Here is a 20,978-nt window from a genome sequence, read left to right as displayed (position 1 = left end):
CGGGGCAGACCTACGGTCACCACGCGGCCACCCGTTTCGCGTGGCCGGAGGAGGTCGTGCCCGTGCGCCCCAACGCTTCGCTCGCCCCGCTGTTCCTCGTCGCCACTCTCGCCGCCGGTTCCCTCACCGCCTGCGGCGGGGATTCAGGCAGTGACTCCGACACCGTCAAGGTCGCCTACAACCGGTCCACAGACAACAAGATCCGCTTCAAGGACGCCTACCTGGAGTCCATGAAGAAGCAGTTCGAGAAGGAACACCCCGGCAAGAAGATCAAACTCGTCCCGATCCAGGCGCCGGACAACGACTACGCCACCAAGGTCCAGCAGATGATGCGCTCTCCCAAGACCGCACCCGACCTGGTCTACGAGGACACCTTCCGCATCAACTCGGACATCAAGGCCGGGTACTTGAGGCCGCTCGACAGCTACATCGCCAAGTGGGACACCTGGGACCGGTTCGTCGACACGGCCAAGGAGGCCGCGAAGGCGGAGGACGGCAAGACGTACGGCATCCCGGACGGCACCGACACCCGGGGTCTGTGGTTCAACAAGGAGATCTTCGCCAAGGCCGGGCTGCCCGCCGACTGGCAGCCCAAGAACTGGGCGGAGCTCCTCGACGCCGCCCGCACGATCAAGGAGAAGGTCCCCGGCGTCATCCCGCTGAACGTCTACACCGGCAAGGGCCCCGGTGAGGCAGCCGTCATGCAGGGCTTCGAGATGCTGCTGTACGGCACCGGCGACGACCCCCTCTACGACCCCTCGGCCAAGAAGTGGGTGGCGGGCGGCAAGGGCTTCACGGACGCGCTCGACTTCGTACGCACGGTGTACTCCGAGAAGCTCGGGCCTGACGTCTCCGACGCCCTCGACCCCAATGTGGGCACCCGCGTCGCGACCGAGTGGTTCCCCGAGGGCAAGCTCGCGATCTCCCTCGACGGCTCCTGGATGGGCCAGAACTGGATCAACAAGGGCCCCAAGGAGTGGCCGGACTGGGACAAGGACCTCGCCCAGACGGCGATGCCGACGCAGACCGGGCAGGCGCCGGGCAAGGTGTCCATGTCGGGCGGCTGGACCTGGGCGATCCCGCGGCGGGCGAAGAACCCGGAGCTGGCCTGGGACTTCATCGAGACCATGCAGATCAAGAAGAACATGGTCGAATGGGACATCGCCGCCGCGCAGATCGCGGTGCGCGACGACGTGGCGAAGGACCCGAAGTATCTGAAGTCCATGCCCGGCATCGACTTCTTCACCGGCCTCGTCCAGTACACCCACTACCGGCCCGCGCTGCCCGTCTACCCCCAGGTGTCCACGGCCATCGGCGAAGCGATGGAGAAGGTCACGACGGGAGACGCCAAACCGGCGGACGCCGCGAAGGACTACGACGAGCAGCTCGGCACGATCGTGGACGGCGCGGTGGTCCGCAAGTGAGCAGCACGCCGCGGCCGGTGTGGCGGTGGCTGCCGCTCACCCCCGCCACGCTCCTCCTGCTGCTCTTCCTGGCCGGGCCGATCGGCTACTGCGTGTGGATCGCCTTCACCAACACCCAACTCACCGGCTCCTCCACCTCGGACTTCGTCGGCCTGGACAACTTCCGCCGGGCCTTCTCCGACGACGACTTCCGCAACGCGGTGTGGCTGACGCTCGTCTTCACCTTCGTGTCCGCTGTGGTCGGCCAGAACACGCTGGGGCTGGCGCTGGCCGGTCTGATGCGCGCGGCGTCCCGGCCGGCGCGCACCGTGACCGGCGCGCTCGTCATCTGCGCCTGGGTGCTGCCGGAGATCGTCGCGGCGTTCCTCCTGTACGCGTTCTTCCGCCGCGAGGGGACGCTCAACGCCGTCCTGGACTGGCTGCATCTGCCGGGCCAGAACTGGCTGTTCACCCTGCCCATCCTGGCCGTGTCGTTCGCCAATGTGTGGCGAGGCACGGCCTTCTCGATGCTGATCTACTCCGCCGCGCTCTCCGAGATCCCCAAGGAGATCAACGAGGCGGCTGCGGTCGACGGGGCGAGCGGTCTGCGCCGGCTGCGGCACATCACCCTGCCGATGATCAGCCGCTCCATCGGCACCAATCTGATGCTCAACACCCTGTCCACGCTGTCGGTGTTCGGGCTGATCTGGGCCATGACCCGCGGCGGCCCCGGCAACCGCAGCCAGACCCTCCCGGTGTTCATGTACGACCAGGCCTTCACCAACAGCCTCATCGGCTACGGCACGGCGGTCGCACTGCTGCTGCTCCTGGTGGGCGCGCTGTTCTCGGTCGTCTATCTGCGCCTGATGAAGGTGGAGGTCTGACGATGACCGCAACTCGGGGTATGCCGGTGATCAAGCGCCGCACCCGCCGCCGTATCGCCGCCGACGCCGCCCTGCTGCTGGTCGCCGCGGCGTTCTCGCTGCCGCTGCTCTGGCTACTGCTGGCCTCGGTGGACTCCGACGCCGATCTGCGGGTCCGTATGCCCGATTCGGCGACCTTCGAGAACTTCGACGCGGTCCTCACCGACGAGATCACCTTCACTCCGATGCTCAACAGCCTGCTGCTGTGCGGCGGCGCGACCCTGCTGACCATCGCGTGCGCGACCCTGGCGGCGTATCCGCTCTCCCGCTACCGCTCGCGCTTCAACCGCCCGTACCTGCTGACGATCCTGTTCACGACCTGTCTGCCGATCACCGCGATCATGGTCCCGGTGTACGGGCTCTTCGTACAGGTCGATCTGATCGACACGATGTACGGGACAGCGCTCTTCCTCGCCACCTCCCAACTGCCGTTCGCCATCTGGCTGATGAAGAACTTCATGGACGGCGTCCCGAAGGTCGTCGAAGAGGCCGCGTGGACGGACGGGGCGTCCGTGACGCAGACCCTGACCCGGGTGGTGCTGCCGCTGATGGGTCCGGGGGTGGCGGTGGTGACCATCTACACCTTCATCATGCTCTGGGGAAACTTCTTCGTCCCGTTCATGCTGCTGCTCTCCCCGGAGCAACTGCCCGCGTCCGTCTCGATCTTCAGCTTCTTCGGCAACTACGGCTCGGTGATCTACGGCCAGCTGGCGGCCTTCTCCCTCCTCTACTCGGCACCGGTGCTCGTCCTGTACATCGTGATCTCCAGGCGGCTGGGCGGCGGCTTCGCACTGGGCGGTGCGGTCAAGGGGTGAGCACCGGTCGATACCCGATCGACGCCTGCCCGCAACCGGTTCGATCACGGTCCGCGGTAGGACGTTCCTACGAGTTGTGATCTTGGCCGAACGCACCGTAGTCACCGCACCTCACACCTCAATACGGTGTGCCCGTGCACCCCACCCCGCCGTTCAACGCCCCCGCCGCGCGCCGTCTGCGCGAGGCCCTGGGGATGGCACCCGGTCATGTCGCGTACGGCCTGCGCGCGCAGTACGGCCTCAATGTCGGTCCCGATCTGGTGGTCGCCTGGGAGCGCGGTGCGCGGGCCCCCGATTCGCGGGAGATCACCGCGCTGGCCGGGGTCCTGTGGTGCTCTCCCGGGGAGCTGTTCGGCGCCCCGACCACACTGCGCGAGCACCGGATGTCGCGCGGGCTCGCGGCGCAGGACCTGGCGCGGCGCCTCGGCATGGTGCTGGGCGCATATCAGCGCATGGAGGACGAGGGTCGGTGGCGCGGCAACGAGCGGCAGACGGCGGCACTCGCCGAGGCGCTCGCGCTGGGGCCGCGCGAGTTCATGACGGTGACCGGCCGCGACGACGAGCTGGCCGAGCTGTTGCGCAGTGCGGTGATGACCCGCTGGCAGGCGTACGTACGCCCGACCACCAAGCTGCTGCCGCTGCCCCGGCAGCGGATCGAGGACGTACTCCAGCAGCTGCACACCGACTACCAGTCGCGGATGGTGTCGACGCTGAGCTGGGGCGGCGGCGATTCGGGGGACGGCGCGGCGGGCCGGGAGTACCTGGACGTAATCCTCGGGCATTTCTGGCAGCTGGCGCGGAACTGAGCGGAGTTTCCGTACGAAGCGGCCCCGGCCGTCCCCCGGAGGGCGACGGCCGGGGCCGCTCGGCGTGCGCCGCGGCGGCACAAGGCCCCCGCGGGCCGGGTCAGAAGACCGACTCGGCCTCGTACATCCGGTCCTCGGGGACCCTCTTGAGCTCGGACACACCCTCCGCGAGCGGCACCATCGCGATCTCGGTGCCGCGCAGTCCGGTCATCATGCCGAATTCACCGCGGTGCGCCCCTTCCACCGCGTGCCAGCCGAAGCGGGTCGCCAGCACCCGGTCGTACGCCGTCGGGGTGCCGCCGCGCTGCACATGGCCAAGGATGACCGGGCGGGCCTCCTTGCCGAGCCGGTTCTCCAGCTCGATCGCCAGGCGGGTGCCGATGCCGGTGAAGCGCTCGTGGCCGAACTTGTCGATGAGCCCCTTCTCGTACGGCATCGAGGAGCCCTCGGCCGGGCGCGCGCCCTCCGCGATGCACACGACGGCGAACTTCTTGCCGCGCGCGAAGCGCTCCTCGACCATCTTGACCAGGTCGTCGACCTCGAAGGGCCGCTCGGGCAGGCAGATGCCGTGCGCGCCGCCCGCCATGCCCGACTCCAGCGCGATCCAGCCCGCGTGGCGGCCCATGACCTCGACGACCATGACGCGCTGATGCGATTCGGCCGTGGTCTTGAGCCGGTCTATCGCCTCGGTGGCGACGCCCACCGCGGTGTCGAACCCGAACGTGCGGTCGGTGCCGTTGATGTCGTTGTCGATGGTCTTGGGTACGCCGACGACGGGCATCCCGGCGTCGGAGAGCATCCGCGACGCGGTCAGGGTGCCCTCGCCGCCGATCGGGATGAGCACGTCGATACCGGACCGCGCGGCCAACTCGTGCCAGTTCTCGGCCGCTTCGCGCAGCCGGTCGCGCTCCAGGCGGGCCGAGCCAAGGATGGTGCCGCCGCGGGCCAGGATGCCGCTGACGGCATTGAGGTCGAGGGGGCGGTAGTGACCGTCGAGCAGGCCCTTGAACCCGTCCTCGAAGCCGATCACTTCATCGCCGTGACCCACGGCACGGTGCACGACCGACCGGATCACTGCGTTCAGCCCGGGGCAGTCGCCGCCTGCGGTGAGAACTCCGATACGCATCGCGCTGTTTCTCCTGCTCGCTAGTGGTACATGTGAGCCAGAACCCGATTGTTCCACGGGTCGCGGGACCTCCGCTCTCCCGGCTGCTCCGCCGGGAAGGCCTTGGGCCCGGCGGACAGGCCTTTCGCCCGGCGGGCGCCCTAGCCACCCACGGAGGTATTGTCAAGAGGGCGGAGCCGCTCCCATGGGCGTTTCCTCCCGTTCGCCGGGGGGCAATCGGACATGACGCCACCCGCATGCCACATATGGCCCACATGACGCATACGGACAGCACGAGCGAGCGAGGGACGGAGAACACGCGTGACGCGCAGCGTGTACGTGACCGGCATCGACCGGGGGGACGGCCGCCAGGTCGTCGAGCTGGGAGTCATGGAACTCCTGACCCGCCAGGTGGACCGGGTGGGTGTTTTCCGGCCCCTGGTGCACGACGGCCCCGACCGCCTGTTCGACCTGCTGCGCTCCCGCTACCGGCTGTCGCAGGACCCGGCGTCCGTGTACGGCATCGACTATCACGAGGCCTCCGCGCTCCAGGCCGAGAAGGGCACCGACGAGCTGGTCTCCCGGATCGTCGACCGCTTCCACCGCGTCGCACGCGAGTACGAGGTCGTCCTCGTCCTCGGTACGGACTTCGCAGCCACCCAGCTCCCCGACGAACTCGCCCTGAACGCCAGGCTCGCCAATGAGTTCGGCGCCTCGGTGATCCCGGTGGTCGGTGGCCGCAAGCAGACCGCCGAGTCGGTGCGCGCCGAGACCCGCAACGCCCATCGCGCGTACGAGGTCCTGGGCTGCGACGTACTGGCCATGGTCGTCAACCGCTGCGCCCCCGAGGACCGCGCGGTCATCGCCGAGCGCCTGGAGGCCCGCTGCCCGGTGCCCTGCTACGTGCTGCCCGACGATCCGGCGCTCTCCGCCCCCACCGTCGCCCAGATCACCCAGGCCCTCGGCGGCACGGTGCTGCTCGGCGACGACGCGGGTCTGGCCCGCGACGCGCTGGACTTCGTCTTCGGCGGCGCGATGCTGCCGAACTTCCTGAACGCCCTGACCCCGGGCTGCCTGGTGGTCACCCCCGGCGACCGCGCCGACCTGGTGGTGGGCTCGCTCGCCGCGCACAGCGCGGGCACCCCGCCCATCGCGGGCGTCCTGCTCACCCTGGACGAGCGGCCCGGCGAGGAGGTCCTCACGCTGGCCGCGCGCCTCGCGCCCGGCACCCCGGTGGTCTCGGTGGCCGGCGGCTCCTTCCCCACCGCGGGCGAGCTCTTCGCCCTGGAGGGCAAGTTGAACGCCGCCACACCCCGCAAGGCGGAGACCGCGCTCGGCCTCTTCGAGCGGCACGTCGACACCGCGGACCTGCTGGCCCGGATGTCGGTGGCCCGCAGCAGCCGTGTCACACCGATGATGTTCGAACACGAGCTGCTGGAGCAGGCCCGCGCCGGCCGGCGCCGCGTCGTACTCCCCGAGGGCTCCGAGGACCGTGTGCTGCGCGCGGCCGACGTCCTGCTGCGCCGCGACGTGTGCGACCTGACACTGCTCGGCGATCTCGACGTGATCCGCAAGCGCGCCGCCGACCTGGGCATCGACCTCGCCGAGACCCAGCTCATCGACCCGCAGACCTCCGAGCTGCGCGGCGCGTTCGCCGAGAAGTACGCCAAGCTGCGCTCCCACAAGGGCGTCAGCGTGGAGCTGGCGTACGACGTGGTCGCGGACGTCAACTACTTCGGCACGATGATGGTCCACGAGGGCCTGGCCGACGGCATGGTCTCCGGTTCGGTGCACTCCACGGCCGCGACCATCCGCCCGGCCTTCGAGATCATCAAGACCAAGCCGAACGCCTCGATCGTCTCCTCGGTCTTCTTCATGTGCCTCGCCGACCAGGTCCTGGTCTACGGCGACTGCGCGGTGGTCCCCGACCCGAACGCCAAGGAGCTCGCGGACATCGCGATCCAGGCGGCCGGCACAGCCGCCCAGTTCGGTGTGGACCCCCGGCTGGCGATGCTGTCGTACTCGACGGGCACCTCCGGTTCGGGCGCGGACGTCGACAAGGTGCGCGAGGCTACCGCCCTCGTCCGGGAGCTCCGGCCCGACCTGCGGATCGAGGGTCCGATCCAGTACGACGCGGCGGTCGAGCCGTCCGTCGCCGCCACCAAGATGCCCGAGTCCGAGGTCGCGGGCCGGGCGACGGTGCTGATCTTCCCCGACCTGAACACCGGCAACAACACCTACAAGGCCGTGCAGCGCTCGGCCGGCGCGGTGGCCGTGGGCCCGGTGCTCCAGGGTCTGCGCAAGCCGGTCAACGACCTCTCGCGCGGCGCCCTGGTGCAGGACATCGTCAATACAGTCGCCATCACCGCGATCCAGGCCCAGGGCAGGAGCGAATGACCGCCGTTCCCGCCACCCCGTCCGCCGCCCCCGCGACAGAAAGCGCCGCCCCCGTGACCGCTGACGCCACGCGCATCCTCGTCCTCAACTCCGGCTCCTCGTCGGTGAAGTACCAGCTGCTCGACATGCGTGACGGCTCACGGCTGGCCGCCGGCCTGGTCGAGCGGATCGGTGAGGCCACCTCGCGGCTGGTGCACACGCCGCTGACCGGGCAGGACGGCGACGCGGCCAAGCGCGAGCGCACCGGCCCCATCGCCGACCACGAGGCCGCGCTGAAGGCGGTCGCCGAGGAGCTGGCGCAGGACGGGCTCGGCCTGGACTCCCCCGAGCTGGCCGCGATCGGGCACCGGGTGGTGCACGGCGGGCTGAAGTTCACCGAGCCGACCGTGATCACCGGTGAGGTGCTGGCGGAGATCGAGCGGCTCGTGCCGGTCGCGCCGCTGCACAACCCGGCGAACATCACCGGCATCCGTACGGCGCAGACCCTGCGCCCCGACCTTCCCCAGGTCGCCGTCTTCGACACCGCGTTCCACACGACGATGCCGGAGTCCGCGGCCCGCTACGCGATCGACATCGAGACCGCCGACGCGCACCGCATCCGCCGCTACGGCTTCCACGGCACCTCGCACGCGTACGTCTCGCGCGAGACGGCGAAGCTGCTCGGCAAGGACCCCTCCGAGGTCAATGTCATCGTGCTGCACCTGGGCAACGGGGCTTCGGCCTCCGCGGTCCGCGCCGGGCGGTGCGTCGACACCTCGATGGGTCTGACGCCGTTGGAGGGGCTCGTGATGGGTACGCGCTCCGGTGACATCGACCCCGCGGTCGTCTTCCACCTGGAGCGGGTCGCCGGGATGTCGACGGACGAGATCGACGCACTGCTCAACAAGAAGAGCGGCCTGGTCGGCCTGTGCGGCGACAACGACATGCGGGAAATCCGCCGCCGCGTCGACGAGGGCGACCAGCAGGCGCTGCTGGCCTTCGAGATCTACATCCACCGGCTGAAGAAGTACATCGGCGCGTACTACGCCGTTCTGGGCCGGGTCGACGCGGTGGCCTTCACCGCGGGCGTCGGCGAGAACGCGGCGCCGGTGCGCGAGGCCGCGATCGCGGGCCTGGCGGAGCTGGGCCTGGCGGTGGACGCGGACCTCAACGCCGTACGGGCGGACGAGGCGCGGCTGATCTCGCCGGAATACGCGAGGGTCGCGGTCGCGGTCGTTCCGACCGATGAAGAACTTGAGATCGCTCGCCAGACCTACGCATTGGTCACCACCTGACCTTGCCGACGATCAATTCACCCAGTGATCAAGGCTTTGAGGGCCAACGCCTGAGCGGCCTCCCGCCCATTTGTACATTCCACCAGACGGAATATTCCGCAGGGAAACAAACCGATAGGATCCGCCTCATGCGCCGTTCCAAAATCGTCTGCACACTGGGCCCCGCCGTCGACTCTCACGAACAGCTCGTGGCTCTGATCGAAGCCGGCATGAGCGTGGCCCGCTTCAACTTCAGCCATGGCACTCACGCCGAGCACCAAGGCCGTTACGACCGCGTCCGCAAGGCCGCCGAGGAGACCGGCCGTGCGGTGGGCGTACTCGCCGACCTCCAGGGACCGAAGATCCGGCTGGCCAAGTTCGCCGAGGGGCCGGTGGAGCTGGTCCGCGGGGACGAGTTCACCATCACCTCCGAGGACGTCCCGGGCGACAAGTCGATCTGCGGCACGACCTACAAGGGTCTGCCGGGCGACGTCGGCAAGGGCGACCCGATCCTGATCAACGACGGCAACGTCGAGCTCAAGGTCATCTCGGTCGAGGGCCCGCGGGTCAAGACCATTGTCATCGAGGGCGGTGTCGTCTCCGACCACAAGGGCATCAACCTGCCCGGTGCGGCGGTCAACGTCCCGGCCCTGTCCGAGAAGGACATCGACGACCTCCGCTTCGCCCTCGGGATGGGCTGCGACCTGGTCGCGCTCTCCTTCGTACGCGACGCGGACGACGTCAAGGACGTCCACAAGGTGATGGACGAGGAGGGCCGCCGGGTCCCCGTCATCGCCAAGGTGGAGAAGCCGCAGGCCGTCGAGCACATGGTCGGCATCGTGGACGCCTTCGACGGTGTCATGGTGGCCCGCGGTGACCTGGCCGTCGAGTACCCGCTCGAAAAGGTCCCGATGGTGCAGAAGCGCCTCATCGAGCTGTGCCGCCGCAACGCGAAGCCGGTGATCGTGGCGACCCAGATGATGGAGTCGATGATCACCAACTCGCGCCCCACGCGCGCCGAGGCCTCCGATGTCGCCAACGCGATCCTGGACGGCGCGGACGCGGTCATGCTCTCCGCGGAGTCCTCGGTCGGCGCGTACCCGATCGAGACGGTCAAGACAATGTCGAAGATCGTCGTGGCGGCCGAGGAGGAGCTGCTCTCCAAGGGCCTCCAGCCGCTGGTCCCCGGCAAGAAGCCGCGCACCCAGGGCGGCTCGGTGGCCCGTGCGGCCTGCGAGATCGCGGACTTCCTGGACGGCAAGGCGCTGGTCGCCTTCACCCAGTCCGGCGACACGGCCCGGCGCCTCTCGCGCTACCGCACGGCCCAGCCGATCCTGGCCTTCACCACGGACGAGTCGACCCGCAACCAGCTGTCGCTGAGCTGGGGCATCGAGTCCTTCGTCGTCCCGCACGTGGACAACACGGACGCGATGGTGGACCTGGTCGACGGCGAACTGCTGAAGCTCCAGCGCTACAACCAGGGCGACACGATGATCATCACCGCCGGCTCGCCCCCCGGCGTCCCCGGCACGACGAACATGGTCCGGGTGCACCACCTGGGCGGCGGAGAGCGCAACTGACGCGCGGCCTGTAGGCACATGGCGAGGGTGGCACCCCGGGCTTCCTGTTCCGGGGTGCCACCCTCGCCGCGTTCAACGCCCGGCCAACTCCTGCTCCCCCAAATCCGCCTGCAACCCCACATCGGCCACTTCGGCTTCCCGCTCCTCGCCCTCCAGGCCCGCATGGCGCTTCTCCAGAACCCGCAGCACGACCCACCCCACCAGCAGGGCGGGGGCGAGGAACCAGGTGTACTGCCACCAGGACCCGGCCGGGTGGGCGAGGGTCTCGACGGCGGCGCCGACCATGGATACGGCGAGGCTCAGGCAGAGCAGCCGGCCCGCCCATTGAGTGGCGCGATGCAACGGGTGACGCCCGTGTCTGCCGCTCGGCCTGTTACTGGTGTTCTCGGTGTGCATCTTCCCCCCACGGAATGACAGGACTTCGCAGCCCCCTGTCATGAATGTGCCGTGACGCACGAGGTGTGTGCGTCCGGCGAAGACGGGGTGTCCCTATTCGGTGGGGTCATGCGTCATCAACCGGCCAGGTCTGGACCTGGCCGAAACCGCCAACACCGGCCCTTGCCATTGCCACGTGCGGCTACGACCACCAGGCGCGACACGCGGCTGTGGCCCGCACCGACCAAGTCGGTGCGGGCCACGGCCTTTCTCGCGGCTCCCGGAAAGGTACGAGGCGTCAGGCGCCGGGGCTCTTGATGTAGTTGTTCATGCCCGGAACCGTGAGCGTGCCGCCGAACTGGCCGGCCTGGGTCACCTTGACCTTGGTGAACATCGCGATCGGGACATTCAGCGGCGGCGGGGTTTCCGGGCTGAAGGTGATCGGGATGAGGCCGAAAAGGTTGCCCTTCAGCTCCTCCGTGTACATGGTGACCGTGCTGTCACGCAGGGTGGACGTCGAGCCACCGGCCCCCTCCACATGCGTCGTCGTACCGCCGGGGCCGACCACCGTCTGGTGCAGGTCCTTGATGTCGGTTTCCTCGGCGGTGAACTTCAGAACCTTCTTGATCTTGCCGTTGTAGGTCCTGACCTCGACGATGCCCTTGTAGTCGAGCCCGCGCAGGGTGAGCATCGAGCTCTCCAGGATCCACGGGTCGTCCGGCAGGTTCGGAATGCCAGGCTCAAGGTCGGCCGCGGCAAGCGCCTCCGGGTCCGCCGTCGGGCAGGGGAAGCGTTCCTTGCCGTTGGCGTCCTTGGCGGGGGCGTCGGCCTTGGCCGCCGCGTCCTTGGCCGCCGCGTCGAGTTCCTCGACCTTCGCGCCCGCCTCGTCCGCCGCGTCCTTGATGGCGTCCTTGGTCCGGTCGGCAGCCTTGTCCGCCGCGTCCCCGATCGGGTCCTCGGCGTCGCCCTTCGCCTCGTCCTTCTCGCCTGCGTCCGGATTGGTGGACGGCTTGGCGGATGGCTTGGCCGTGCCCGTGGTCTCCTTGCCGGACGGCTCCGACCCTTCGGGCGCCGGGGTTTCCATCGCCTTCTCGTCGTCGTCCGGGCCGTCGAGAAGGTCATTGATCGCGTCGCCCACACCCAGCGGGTCGAGCGGGTTGCTGGTCTTGCTCGGCGACGGGGTCGCAGACGGAGTCGGCTTCGCATCCGGCACCTTCGTGACCGGTGGCTTCGCGGTCCGACCCGCTTCCGGCTCCTTGGCCGGATCCGCCGCGCCGGAGCTGCTCGCGCTCGCGTCCGGCGTGGGTATCTCCTCCGGCGTGCTCGCGCTCGGGCTGGGTGTCGCCGTCGCGGAAGGCTTGGCCGAGGGGGACTTGGACTCGGAGGCATCCGGGTCGGGAGCGTCCGAGCGGGTTACGCAGGGACCTGGCGCGAAGGGGTTGGTCGGCTGCTCGTCGGCCAGCGCCAGCTTGGGGGTGAGCCCCATGCCGACGAACACGGCCGTGGGCATCGCCGCCAGGGCCATCGCCTTGCCCGCGGGCATCTGCCACTTCGCCAGCAGCGACTTCCTGGGGGCCGCGTGCCGCGGCCCGCTTCTTTCCCGGATCCCGTCGCCGGCCGATGTCAGCGGTGTTTCGTCACCCCGCACTGTTCCTCCCGCCATTGGCGTCAACAGATGTGTCGCTCATGAATGGGGCACCGTCCGAGCGGTTTCCCGGCGCTCCGTCCGGCTCATGGCCGGGGTGCGGTTCATTGCCCGGGAACGGGGTATCGGGGGTCTCGTCCGAATCGGCGGGCTCGGCGGTTTCGCCCGTCTTGGCCGGCACCCATGAAACGGACAGGGCTCCGCCGACCAGCGCCAGCGAGAACCCGACGAAGAACCCGCCGAGGTTGGAGACGGGGATGGAGACGAGCGCCAGCAGGATCGAAGCGACGCCCGCGAACACCCGGACGATGTGGTGGAACCACATCGTCAACCCCAGGGTGACGAGTAGCACACCGATGATGAGCGAGCCCGCACCCGCGGTGGTCGCCATGGCCATCGTGAGGTGGCCGATCTTGATTTCGGCGTACGGGAGCCATCCGATCGGCACCCCGCCCAGCATGGTCAGCAGGCCCGCCCAGAACGGCCTGCCTCCTCGCCAGGCACGGAAGCGCCGCCGGAGGACGCGGATGTAGTGCTCGTCATGCCCCGAGGACTCGACGCTCATGTAGAACAGCTCCCTGGAACCGATGTCGCTGTGTAGAAGAAGGGAGAAGGTGCGGGCGGGACGACTGGATCGCGCCCCGCCCGCGAAGGGGTGCTTAGTAGCACTCCTTGACGCCCTTGACCAGGCGCATGCTCAGACCGCTGAGCTCGAACGTGCCGGCCGTGGTGGACCACGCCTTCTGCTTGACGTTCGTCAGCAGGGCCTTGTCGGCCTGCTGCGCGAAGGCGTTCTTGTTGACGCCTCCGGCCAGCGGCGGACCCTTGGTCGTCGAGCCGGCCGCCACGCCGATGTCGATGTTCGTGAACTTCGCACCCGTGGTATCGAGGTCCTCGATGTCCAGGTACAGGTTCTCGGCATGGACAGGCGTGCCCTTACCACCCGCGTTCAGCCGGAGGGTGATGTGGCCACCCCACGGCAGAGGCGTCACCACCGACTGACACATGTTGGTGATCTCGGCGGACTTGAACGAAGAGATCGCGACCGGGTGGACAGCCTTCTTGCCCTCCAGGTCGGTACCCACGGCCATGCCGCCGTACTGCGCGAAGCCCGTACCGTCGAGTTCCTGGGCCTTCACTTTGAAGCTCTGGCCCGAAACACTGAACGACGCCGCGAGCGCCCCCTGTGCGAGGGCGACGCCGATTGCGGCCGTCGCGGCCACACTCGGCACCATGACGACGGCGAACCGCTTCCATCTGGTCCCGCCACGAACTGCTGACTCCATGACTTTCCTCCTTCTCGGACGTACATCTCCGTATACGGGCTGGAACCCGCAGGGGGATGGGAGAAGTGCTACGTCCTCGGGAAGGAGAGCGCCCGTATCGGAGGCGCGAAAAGCGCCCGAAATCACCGGCGATCACCCCCGAGCGACAACCACTGGCCACGCATTCGCGCAACCGCACTGGACAGGCCCCGCCGGGTAGCAGGGACCCCCCTGTCCACGGCCGACGCGCCACTGCCGCCGGCCCACTCGGTGGGGATCCAGGGGACCGCGGCACCGAATGGCTGTCGGGCTGGTGCGGTGTTGGACCGAGCGTGGCCGATCGTGGTGCATTACAAGCCGGTGCACAAGGGGGTTCGTTACTCGCTAGTAACGGCCCGATAACCAAGGCGCGACCGCCCGGCATCGGGCGGCCACGGATGGTGTCGTCGAGTGACGTGAAAAAGGAGGTGATTGAGGATCAGAACCGGGCAGAACGACGCTCGCGGCTTACTGCAAGTAACAGCGGCCGCGATTACCAAGTTTTGGTAAAGCGCGGCCGCTTATTGTCACTGTGTCGCTAAAACTTCAGGAGTACCCCAGGGGTACCGCCCGTCAGAACAGCACCCTCGCCAGCGCCATCCGCGCCGGGGCCACCCGCGGGTCGTCCGCGCCGATGACCTCGAAGAGTTCCAACAGCCGCACCCGCGCGAGGTTCCGGTCGTCGCCCACGGTGCGGCGCACCGTCTCGACCAGTCGCCCGAAGGCGTCTTCCACATGGCCGCCGACCAGATCGAGGTCGGCCGCGGCGATCTGCGCCGGTACGTCGGCGGGCTTGTCGGCCGCGTCCTGGCGGACCTGCTGAGGGTCGAGCCCCTGCACCCGGCCGAGCAACTCGGCCTGGGCGAGACCCAGCTTGGCCTCGCTGTTCGCGGGGTCGTCGACCAGCACGTTCTTGTACGCCTGGACCGCGCCGCCGAAGTCGCCCGCGTCAAGCGCCTGCACGGCGGCCTCAAGGAGCGCGTCGTAAGGGCCGACCGGCTCCTCGATCTCCGCGGCCTCCTCGACCGGGGCCTCCTCGGCGTCGGAGTCGACGGCGATACCGGTCAGACCGAAGCGCTCCTCCGCGACCTGGACCAGCTGATCCAGCGTCTCGCGGATCTGCGCCTCGGGGGCCAGACCCTGGAAGAGCGGCAGCGCCTGACCGGCGACCACCGCGAAGACAGCCGGGATCCCCTGGATCCCGAACTGCTGCATCAGCATCTGGTTGGCTTCGACATCGATCTTGGCGAGGATGAAACGGCCCTTGTACTCCAGGGTCAGGCGCTCCAGCAAGGGGCTGAGCTGCTTGCACGGCTCACACCACTCGGCCCAGAAGTCGATGACGACAGGGACTTCGGAGGAGCGCTGGAGGACATCGCGCTCAAAACCGGCCTCATCGACATCGATCACCAGACTCGACGGGGCGACACCCGTGGGGCCGCCCTCCGTGGCGGCCTGGGCACGGGCCTGCTCCGCCTTCTGCCGGGCTTCGCCGGCCGCCTTCACCGCGGCGAGGTCGACGACGCCGCTCATAGACATGTTCCTAGGCTGCATGCGTACATCCTCCCCCTTTCGCGCACGGTTCTGGAATGCTTCACGAACCGGGGCCCGCTCGCAGCCCCCCGCCGGATTGCGGGGCATACGGGCGAACCGCGGTCCGGGGCCCCGAGGAGGACCCGTGGTCGGCGCCGGATCCCCATCCGGCGCCCGTGGTCTTGTCGTAGTGGCTGCGTGGTTGTCGCTGCTTTCGCTACGGGTCGTAGCGTAACTCGAAAGCCCGCCGCGCCGCTGCCCCCTCCCGGTGATCTCCCTCACTGACTTTCACCTACTGGCCGGTATGGTCACGGGCATGTCCAGCCAGATCCACCCCACTCCCCCCTCCCGAACGGGCCGTCCGCGCAGCCCGGAGGCCAATGCCGCGATCCTTGAGGCGACCAGAGCGGCGCTGGTGGAGCTGGGCTGGACCAAGCTCACGATGGGCGATGTGGCGAGCCGGGCCGGGGTCGCCAAGACGACCCTCTACCGCCGGTGGGCGCACAAGAACGAGCTGGTCGTCGATGCCGTGGCCGTCCTCTTCGACGAGCTCGAACTCCCCGACCGGGGAAGCCTGGCAGCCGACATCGAGGGCGTGGTGCTCCAGTTCGCGGCGCTCCTGGAGCGGCCCGAGACCAAGACCGCGCTGATGGCGGTGGTCGCGGAGTCGACGCGCGACGAGGCGCTGCGGCAGCGGATCCGCTCGGCGATCGTCGACCGGCAGAAGCGCCTGGTGGTGCTGGGGCGCGAACGCGCGCAGGCCCGCGGCGAGCTGCCGTACGAGGAGGACCCCGAGCAGGCGGCCGGCAACGCGGACCTGATCTTCGACGTGATCGCCGGAGCCGTCGTCCACCGGGCGCTGGTGAGCGCGGAACCGGTGGACGCTGCCTGGGCGCACAGCTTCACACTGCTGCTGGTGAGCGGGCTGGGAGCCACCCCGCCGGCCGAGAAGACCTGAGCGCCGGTACGTCAGACCTGGTAGCGGTCCGGCGCGAACAGCGGGAGGTTCTCCGCGACCCACTCCGATGTGTGCTTCAGCCCGTCCTCCGGCGACATTTCCGGCCGCCACCCCGACCACTCCAGCGCCCGCGTGTTGTCGGAGAGCGGCCGCTCCACCTCGCTGCCGGCCGGCCGCGGCCGCGCCGGGTCGACCACCACATCGGGTCCCGCCCCGAAGCGGCGATCAGCGCGTGGGCGAGGTCCCCGATGGCGATCTCGCGGCCGGTGCCCAGGTTGACGGCCTCGCCGAGTGCCCGGTCGCAGCCAGCCATCGCGAGGAAGCCGCGGGCCGTGTCGGTGACGTACGTGAAGTCGCGGATCGGGGTGAGCGAGCCGAGCTTGATCTGCCGCGCCCCGGAGTGCAACTGGGCCAGGATCGCGGGGATGACGGCGCGCGCGGACTGGCCGGAGGCCCCTTCACGCTGCGGACCGCCCCGGAGGCGGCGACGGCGACGCTGCCGGGAGTCCCCGCGCGGCTGACGCGGCTGCTGACGAACCGGCTGGACAACGCGGCTAAATTCAGCCCCCGGAAACTCCCGTGGAGGTCGAACCGACCGCGTTCTCGGCCGACTTGGAACTGACGGTCCGTGACCACGGCCCGGGTATCGCCCCGGCGGACATCCCGTACGTCTTCGACCGCTTCTACCGAGCGGAGGCGGCCCGCGCGCTGCCGGGCTCGGGCCTGGGCCTGGCGATGGCCCGCCAGATCGCGCGGGCCCACGGCGCGGACCTGACGGCGGAGCGCGCTGCGGGCGGCGGGGCGCTGCTCCGGGTGCGGTTCGCCTCTCGCAGCGGCCTGTGGAGTGGGAACGGACGCCCGGCGGCCCCATGCCGGGGCTCCGGTCGTCCGTTCCCACTCCACAGCCGGTCAGAACCCCGGCGGCTCGGTGTACACACCCCACTCGTCGCGCAGTACGTTGCAGATCTCGCCCAGGGTGGCCTCCGCGCGCACCGCGGTGAGCATGGGCTCGATCATGTTCGAGCCGTCGCGCGCCGATGCCAGCATCGCGTCCAGCGAAGCGCGCACCTTCGCCTCGTCACGGGCCGCTTTGCGCTCGGTCAGCGTCCGGACCTGGTCGCGCTCCACCTCGTGGCTGACCCGCATGATCTCCAGGTCGCCCGTCACCGAGCCGTGCAGGCAGTTGACGCCGACGACCCGCTTGTCGCCCTTCTCCACCGAGCGCTGGTACTGGAACGCCGACTCGGCGATCTCCCCGGTGAACCATCCGTCCTCGATGCCACGCAGGATGCCGGAGGTGATCGGGCCGATCGGGTGCTGCCCGCTCGGGTGCGCCCGGGTGCCGCGCTCCTTGATCTGGTCGAAGATCTTCTCGGCCTCCGCCTCGATGCGGTCGGTGAGCTGCTCGACGTACCAGGAACCGCCCAGCGGGTCGGCGACGTTGGCGACGCCGGTCTCCTCCATCAGCACCTGCTGGGTGCGCAACGCGATCTCGGCCGCCTGCTCGGAGGGGAGGGCGAGGGTCTCGTCCAGGGCGTTGGTGTGCAGCGAGTTGGTGCCGCCCAGGACCGCGGCGAGGGCCTCGACCGCCGTGCGGACCACGTTGTTGTACGGCTGCTGCGCGGTCAGCGAGACGCCGGCCGTCTGGGTGTGGAAGCGCAGCCACTGCGCCTTGTCGCTCTGCGCGCCGTACACCTCCTTCATCCAGCGGGCCCAGATCCTGCGCGCCGCGCGGAACTTGGCGATCTCCTCGAAGAAGTCGACGTGCGCGTCGAAGAAGAAGGACAGGCCGGGCGCGAAGTGGTCCACGTCCATGCCGCGGGACAGGCCCAGCTCGACGTAACCGAAACCGTCCGCGAGCGTGTACGCGAGCTCCTGCGCGGCCGTCGCGCCCGCCTCGCGGATGTGATAGCCGGAGACCGACAGCGGCTTGTACGCGGGGATGGAGCGCGCGCAGTGCTCCATCAGGTCACCGATCAGGCGCAGGTGCGGCTCGGGGGTGAAGAGCCACTCCTTCTGCGCGATGTACTCCTTGAAGATGTCGGTCTGGAGGGTGCCGTTGAGGACGGCGGGGTCGATGCCCTGTCGCTCGGCCGCCACCAGGTACATGCAGAAGACGGGCACGGCGGGGCCGCTGATCGTCATCGACGTGGTGACGTCACCGAGCGGGATGTCCTGGAAGAGGACCTCCATGTCGGCGGCGGAGTCGATGGCGACGCCGCAGTGGCCGACCTCGCCGAGCGACTGCGACTCGTCGGAGTCGCGGCCCATCAGAGTCGGCATGTCGAAGGCGACGGAGAGGCCCCCGCCGCCGTTGGCCAGGATGGTCTTGTACCGCTCGTTGGTCTGCTGGGCGTTGCCGAAGCCCGCGAACTGGCGGATGGTCCAGGTCCGGCCGCGGTAGCCGGTCGCGTGCAGCCCGCGGGTGAAGGGGTACTCCCCGGGCCAGCCGATCCGCTCGAAGCCCGCGTACGTATCACCGGGCCGTGGCCCGTACGCGGGGTCGACCGGGTCTCCGGAGAGCGTGCTGAAGTCCGCGTCGCGCTTGCGGGCCTTGTCGTAACGGGCCTGCCAGCGCTGGCGGCCTTCCTCGATGGCGTGAGCGTCCATGACATCGAATTTACTAGGACGTCCTAGTAAATGTCGATGGCTGGCCGCCGCGAGCCTGACTCGCGGCGATCAGAGACCGAACAATTGCGCGATTATGCCTTGGCCGGAGCCGGGCGGGCATCCGTGATCAGCGGGCGGACCTCACGCGTGATCTTCGGCTCCACGAAGAACGAGGCGACCGGAATGCAGCCGGCGGCCAGGACCCACGCCAGCTTGCCGAGCGGCCACTTCGCCTTGGTGCCCAGGTCGAAGGCGAAGACGACATAAACAATGAACAGCACACCGTGGACCTGCGAGATCAGCATGGTGTCGCCGGTCTCGAAGCCGTACTTCATGACGATCGCGACGGTGAACACCAGCAGCCACACGGCGGTGATGTACGCCATCACGCGGTAGCGGGTCAGCACGCTTTGTTTCATGGCACCGAGCGTAACCGGGCACAACAGGCGATCTTCGGGCGGGCTGCCGCTCCCCGCCCGCCCGCCCCCGAGGTCGTAACTGCCGTCTACTGCTCGTCGAAGTCCTGCGCGGCCACCCGCAGCGGGCGCAGCATCGCGAAGATCTCCGCGCACTCCTCCGCGTCGTACACCCCGAGCCCGAAGTCCATCGCCATCAGATCACGGGTCGCCGCCTCCACGACCTCGCGGCCCTTGTCGGTGATCGAGGCGAGAGTACCGCGCCCGTCTGCGGGGTTGGGCCGCTTGTCGACGAGACCGGACCGCACGAGGCGGTCGACGGTGTTCGTCACCGAGGTGGGGTGGACCATGAGCCGCTCGCCGATCTTCGACATGGTCAGCTCCCCCTCCTTGGAGAAGGTGAGCAGCACCAGCGCCTCGTACCGTGCGAAGGTCAGCCCGTACGGCTTGACGGCCGCGTCGACCTCGGCGAGCAGGATCTGGTGCGCGCGCATGATCGAGGTGATCGCGGCCATCGAGGGCACGGGACCCCAGCGCTGCTGCCAGAGCTCGTCGGCTCGGGAGATGGGGTCGAAGGGGAGGCTGAGCGGCTTTGGCACGGCATCGACCCTACCCGGCGGTCACATGTCGGTCAGCCCTGTCTCGAACTTCGGTACGAGCGCCGAGCCGCCGCGCGACGGCCGGTGTCGCACCCGTACACCTTATGCCCGCTATGCAACGATTGCCCGGTCCGTTCCGCCCAGTCGAACCGTTCAAGGGGGCTGGATGTCCGGCCGCAGACCGACCCGCTCACACTCGCTCACCGGCGCCACACTCGCCGCCCTCCTCGCGCTCGCCGCGGTCGGCTGCGCCTCGGCCGACCCCGCGCCGAAGGCCGAACCCGGCAGGGGCAAGGCCGCCGTCGTCCAGGGCCCCTCCCAGGCGGAGCCCCCGTCCCCGTACTGGGTGGACCCCAACAGTGACGCCGCGCGCCAGGTCAAGGAGTGGGAGGCTGCGGGGCGCGCTGCCGACGCGGGCGTCCTCAAGCGGATCTCCGAGCGGCCCGTCGCCGACTGGCCGGCCGGTGACGACCCGGCGCCCGACATCAAGAACGCCGTGCGGGGCGCGGCGGGCGACGCCCGGACCGTCGTACTCGTCGCGTACAACATCCCGCACCGCGACTGCGGGCAGCACTCCGCGGGCGGAGCGACGGACGCGGAGACCTACCGGCGCTGGATCGGAACGTTCGCCGACAGCATCGGCGACGCCCCGGCCATCGTGATCCTGGAGCCGGACGCGGTGCCGCACATCGTGGACGGCTGCACTCCGGCGGAGAACCACGCCGAGCGCGCCCTGCTGCTGTCCGACGCGGTCGACCGGCTGAAGAAGCAGCCGAAGACCCGGGTCTATCTGGACGCGGGCAACCCCGCCTGGATCGACGACCCGGCCAAACTGGTGGCGCCGTTGCGCAGCGCGGGGGTCGCCAGGGCCGACGGCGTCTCACTGAACGTCTCCAACTTCCAGCCGGACAACGCCGTCAAGGCGTACGGCACCCAGCTCTCGGGGCTGCTCGGCGACACGCACTTCGTGATTGACAGCAGCCGCAATGGGAACGGACCACTACCCGGCAACCGCCGCGACTCCTGGTGCAACCCATCGGGCCGCGCCCTTGGTACGCCCCCGAGCGACCGCACGGACGCGCCCCTGCTCGACGCACACCTGTGGATCAAGCGCCCCGGCGACTCGGACGGCCCGTGCCGGGGCGGGCCGTCGGCGGGCACGTGGTGGCCGGACTACGCGCTGGGGCTGGCGCGGCGGGCGAAGACGTAGGCCGGGGGCGGGTGCGGGGCGCGGGGCGCGGGGCGCGGGGCGCGGG

18 protein-coding genes and 2 pseudogenes are annotated in these 20,978 nt (G+C 69.4%); 10 read left to right on the top strand and 10 right to left on the bottom strand.

The features are described 5' to 3' along the window. The first annotated feature begins 56 nt into the window (after positions 1 to 56). The 4 genes from QMK30_RS03425 to QMK30_RS03410 all read left to right on the top strand — a co-directional run bounded on the left by QMK30_RS03425 (position 57) and on the right by QMK30_RS03410 (position 3,947). Entirely contained in the window at positions 57 to 1,424 is a 1,368-nt protein-coding gene (locus QMK30_RS03425) for an ABC transporter substrate-binding protein (protein WP_283515627.1), read from the top strand. Then, positions 1,421 to 2,287, top strand: a complete 867-nt coding sequence (locus tag QMK30_RS03420) for a carbohydrate ABC transporter permease (protein WP_283515626.1) — start codon at positions 1,421 to 1,423, stop codon at positions 2,285 to 2,287. The genes QMK30_RS03425 and QMK30_RS03420 overlap by 4 nt, the downstream gene beginning before the upstream one ends. Positions 2,288 to 2,289: 2 nt before the next feature. After that, entirely contained in the window at positions 2,290 to 3,141 is an 852-nt protein-coding gene (locus QMK30_RS03415; protein ID WP_283515625.1) for a carbohydrate ABC transporter permease, read from the top strand. A gap of 128 nt (positions 3,142 to 3,269) precedes the next feature. Further along, positions 3,270 to 3,947 carry a helix-turn-helix domain-containing protein gene (locus tag QMK30_RS03410; protein WP_283515624.1) on the top strand — a complete coding sequence of 226 codons (678 nt, stop codon included), beginning with the start codon at positions 3,270 to 3,272 and terminating at the stop codon, positions 3,945 to 3,947. A 100-nt stretch (positions 3,948 to 4,047) separates the two neighbouring features. On the opposite strand, the gene QMK30_RS03405 is transcribed toward QMK30_RS03410, so the two are convergent. Further along, entirely contained in the window at positions 4,048 to 5,073 is a 1,026-nt protein-coding gene (locus QMK30_RS03405; RefSeq protein WP_283515623.1) for an ATP-dependent 6-phosphofructokinase, read from the bottom strand. A 300-nt stretch (positions 5,074 to 5,373) separates the two neighbouring features. On the opposite strand from QMK30_RS03405, the gene pta reads away from it, so the two are divergent. The 3 genes from pta (at position 5,374) to pyk (ending at position 10,282) form a co-directional block, all read left to right on the top strand. Beyond that, complete coding sequence (gene pta / locus QMK30_RS03400) at positions 5,374 to 7,449, top strand: phosphate acetyltransferase (protein ID WP_283515622.1); 2,076 nt, start codon at positions 5,374 to 5,376, stop codon at positions 7,447 to 7,449. Next, entirely contained in the window at positions 7,446 to 8,723 is a 1,278-nt protein-coding gene (locus QMK30_RS03395) for an acetate kinase (protein WP_283515621.1), read from the top strand. The genes pta and QMK30_RS03395 overlap by 4 nt, the downstream gene beginning before the upstream one ends. A gap of 128 nt (positions 8,724 to 8,851) precedes the next feature. Beyond that, on the top strand, positions 8,852 to 10,282 hold the full coding sequence (gene pyk / locus QMK30_RS03390) for a pyruvate kinase (RefSeq protein ID WP_283515620.1): 1,431 nt from the start codon (positions 8,852 to 8,854) through the stop codon (positions 10,280 to 10,282). Positions 10,283 to 10,354: 72 nt separating this feature from the next. On the opposite strand, the gene QMK30_RS03385 is transcribed toward pyk, so the two are convergent. From QMK30_RS03385 to QMK30_RS03365, 5 genes are all read right to left on the bottom strand, one after another. Next, on the bottom strand, positions 10,355 to 10,678 hold the full coding sequence (locus QMK30_RS03385; protein ID WP_283515619.1) for a hypothetical protein: 324 nt from the start codon (positions 10,676 to 10,678) through the stop codon (positions 10,355 to 10,357). A 277-nt stretch (positions 10,679 to 10,955) separates the two neighbouring features. Then, positions 10,956 to 12,305 carry a hypothetical protein gene (locus QMK30_RS03380; protein WP_283515618.1) on the bottom strand — a complete coding sequence of 450 codons (1,350 nt, stop codon included), beginning with the start codon at positions 12,303 to 12,305 and terminating at the stop codon, positions 10,956 to 10,958. Continuing rightward, the gene (locus QMK30_RS03375; RefSeq protein ID WP_283515617.1) at positions 12,295 to 12,867 is read right to left on the bottom strand and encodes a DUF6114 domain-containing protein; all 573 of its coding nucleotides are present in this window, start codon (positions 12,865 to 12,867) and stop codon (positions 12,295 to 12,297) included. Before QMK30_RS03375 ends, QMK30_RS03380 begins: the two co-directional genes overlap by 11 nt. 94 nt (positions 12,868 to 12,961) lie before the next feature. After that, positions 12,962 to 13,588, bottom strand: a complete 627-nt coding sequence (locus tag QMK30_RS03370; RefSeq protein ID WP_283515616.1) for a DUF6230 family protein — start codon at positions 13,586 to 13,588, stop codon at positions 12,962 to 12,964. A 591-nt stretch (positions 13,589 to 14,179) separates the two neighbouring features. Then, the gene (locus tag QMK30_RS03365) at positions 14,180 to 15,160 is read right to left on the bottom strand and encodes a tetratricopeptide repeat protein (RefSeq protein ID WP_283515615.1); all 981 of its coding nucleotides are present in this window, start codon (positions 15,158 to 15,160) and stop codon (positions 14,180 to 14,182) included. A gap of 295 nt (positions 15,161 to 15,455) precedes the next feature. Between QMK30_RS03365 and QMK30_RS03360 the strand changes: the two genes are divergently transcribed. After that, entirely contained in the window at positions 15,456 to 16,097 is a 642-nt protein-coding gene (locus QMK30_RS03360) for a TetR/AcrR family transcriptional regulator (RefSeq protein ID WP_283515614.1), read from the top strand. Positions 16,098 to 16,108: 11 nt separating this feature from the next. Here QMK30_RS03360 and QMK30_RS03355 read toward each other — a convergent pair. Next, positions 16,109 to 16,542, bottom strand: a pseudogene (locus QMK30_RS03355) (GDP-mannose 4,6-dehydratase); the annotation flags it as partial. A 134-nt stretch (positions 16,543 to 16,676) separates the two neighbouring features. Here QMK30_RS03355 and QMK30_RS38680 point away from each other — a divergent pair. Further along, positions 16,677 to 16,859, top strand: a pseudogene (locus QMK30_RS38680) (ATP-binding protein); the annotation flags it as partial. 147 nt (positions 16,860 to 17,006) lie between these two features. Here QMK30_RS38680 and icmA read toward each other — a convergent pair. The 3 genes from icmA to QMK30_RS03335 all read right to left on the bottom strand — a co-directional run bounded on the left by icmA (position 17,007) and on the right by QMK30_RS03335 (position 19,722). After that, positions 17,007 to 18,707, bottom strand: a complete 1,701-nt coding sequence (gene icmA, locus QMK30_RS03345; RefSeq protein ID WP_283515613.1) for a coenzyme B12-dependent isobutyryl-CoA mutase large subunit — start codon at positions 18,705 to 18,707, stop codon at positions 17,007 to 17,009. 92 nt (positions 18,708 to 18,799) lie between these two features. Beyond that, positions 18,800 to 19,126 (bottom strand): DUF3817 domain-containing protein, encoded by a 327-nt coding sequence (locus tag QMK30_RS03340; RefSeq protein ID WP_283515612.1) that lies wholly within the window; start codon positions 19,124 to 19,126, stop codon positions 18,800 to 18,802. An 86-nt stretch (positions 19,127 to 19,212) separates the two neighbouring features. Further along, positions 19,213 to 19,722 (bottom strand): MarR family winged helix-turn-helix transcriptional regulator, encoded by a 510-nt coding sequence (locus QMK30_RS03335; RefSeq protein WP_283515611.1) that lies wholly within the window; start codon positions 19,720 to 19,722, stop codon positions 19,213 to 19,215. Between the two features lie 166 nt (positions 19,723 to 19,888). Between QMK30_RS03335 and QMK30_RS03330 the strand changes: the two genes are divergently transcribed. Further along, the gene (locus QMK30_RS03330; RefSeq protein WP_283515610.1) at positions 19,889 to 20,932 is read left to right on the top strand and encodes a glycoside hydrolase family 6 protein; all 1,044 of its coding nucleotides are present in this window, start codon (positions 19,889 to 19,891) and stop codon (positions 20,930 to 20,932) included. Positions 20,933 to 20,978: the final 46 nt, after the last annotated feature.

The organism is Streptomyces sp. H27-C3 (genome assembly GCF_030063415.1).
Lineage (GTDB): Bacteria > Actinomycetota > Actinomycetes > Streptomycetales > Streptomycetaceae > Streptomyces.
The sequence above is the reverse complement of the archived record's forward strand: the minus strand, read 5'-3'. Positions and strand labels throughout refer to the sequence as shown.

Coding starts and splice junctions, on each gene's coding strand:
- QMK30_RS03415 (WP_283515625.1), top strand. CDS start 2,290: ATGACCGCAACTCGGGGTATGCCGGTGATCAAGCGCCGCACCCGCCGC.
- QMK30_RS03405 (WP_283515623.1), bottom strand. CDS start 5,073: ATGCGTATCGGAGTTCTCACCGCAGGCGGCGACTGCCCCGGGCTGAAC.
- QMK30_RS03395 (WP_283515621.1), top strand. CDS start 7,446: ATGACCGCCGTTCCCGCCACCCCGTCCGCCGCCCCCGCGACAGAAAGC.
- pyk (WP_283515620.1), top strand. CDS start 8,852: ATGCGCCGTTCCAAAATCGTCTGCACACTGGGCCCCGCCGTCGACTCT.
- QMK30_RS03385 (WP_283515619.1), bottom strand. CDS start 10,678: ATGCACACCGAGAACACCAGTAACAGGCCGAGCGGCAGACACGGGCGT.
- QMK30_RS03375 (WP_283515617.1), bottom strand. CDS start 12,867: ATGAGCGTCGAGTCCTCGGGGCATGACGAGCACTACATCCGCGTCCTC.
- QMK30_RS03370 (WP_283515616.1), bottom strand. CDS start 13,588: ATGGAGTCAGCAGTTCGTGGCGGGACCAGATGGAAGCGGTTCGCCGTC.
- QMK30_RS03365 (WP_283515615.1), bottom strand. CDS start 15,160: ATGCAGCCTAGGAACATGTCTATGAGCGGCGTCGTCGACCTCGCCGCG.
- QMK30_RS03360 (WP_283515614.1), top strand. CDS start 15,456: ATGTCCAGCCAGATCCACCCCACTCCCCCCTCCCGAACGGGCCGTCCG.
- icmA (WP_283515613.1), bottom strand. CDS start 18,707: ATGGACGCTCACGCCATCGAGGAAGGCCGCCAGCGCTGGCAGGCCCGT.
- QMK30_RS03340 (WP_283515612.1), bottom strand. CDS start 19,126: ATGAAACAAAGCGTGCTGACCCGCTACCGCGTGATGGCGTACATCACC.
- QMK30_RS03330 (WP_283515610.1), top strand. CDS start 19,889: ATGTCCGGCCGCAGACCGACCCGCTCACACTCGCTCACCGGCGCCACA.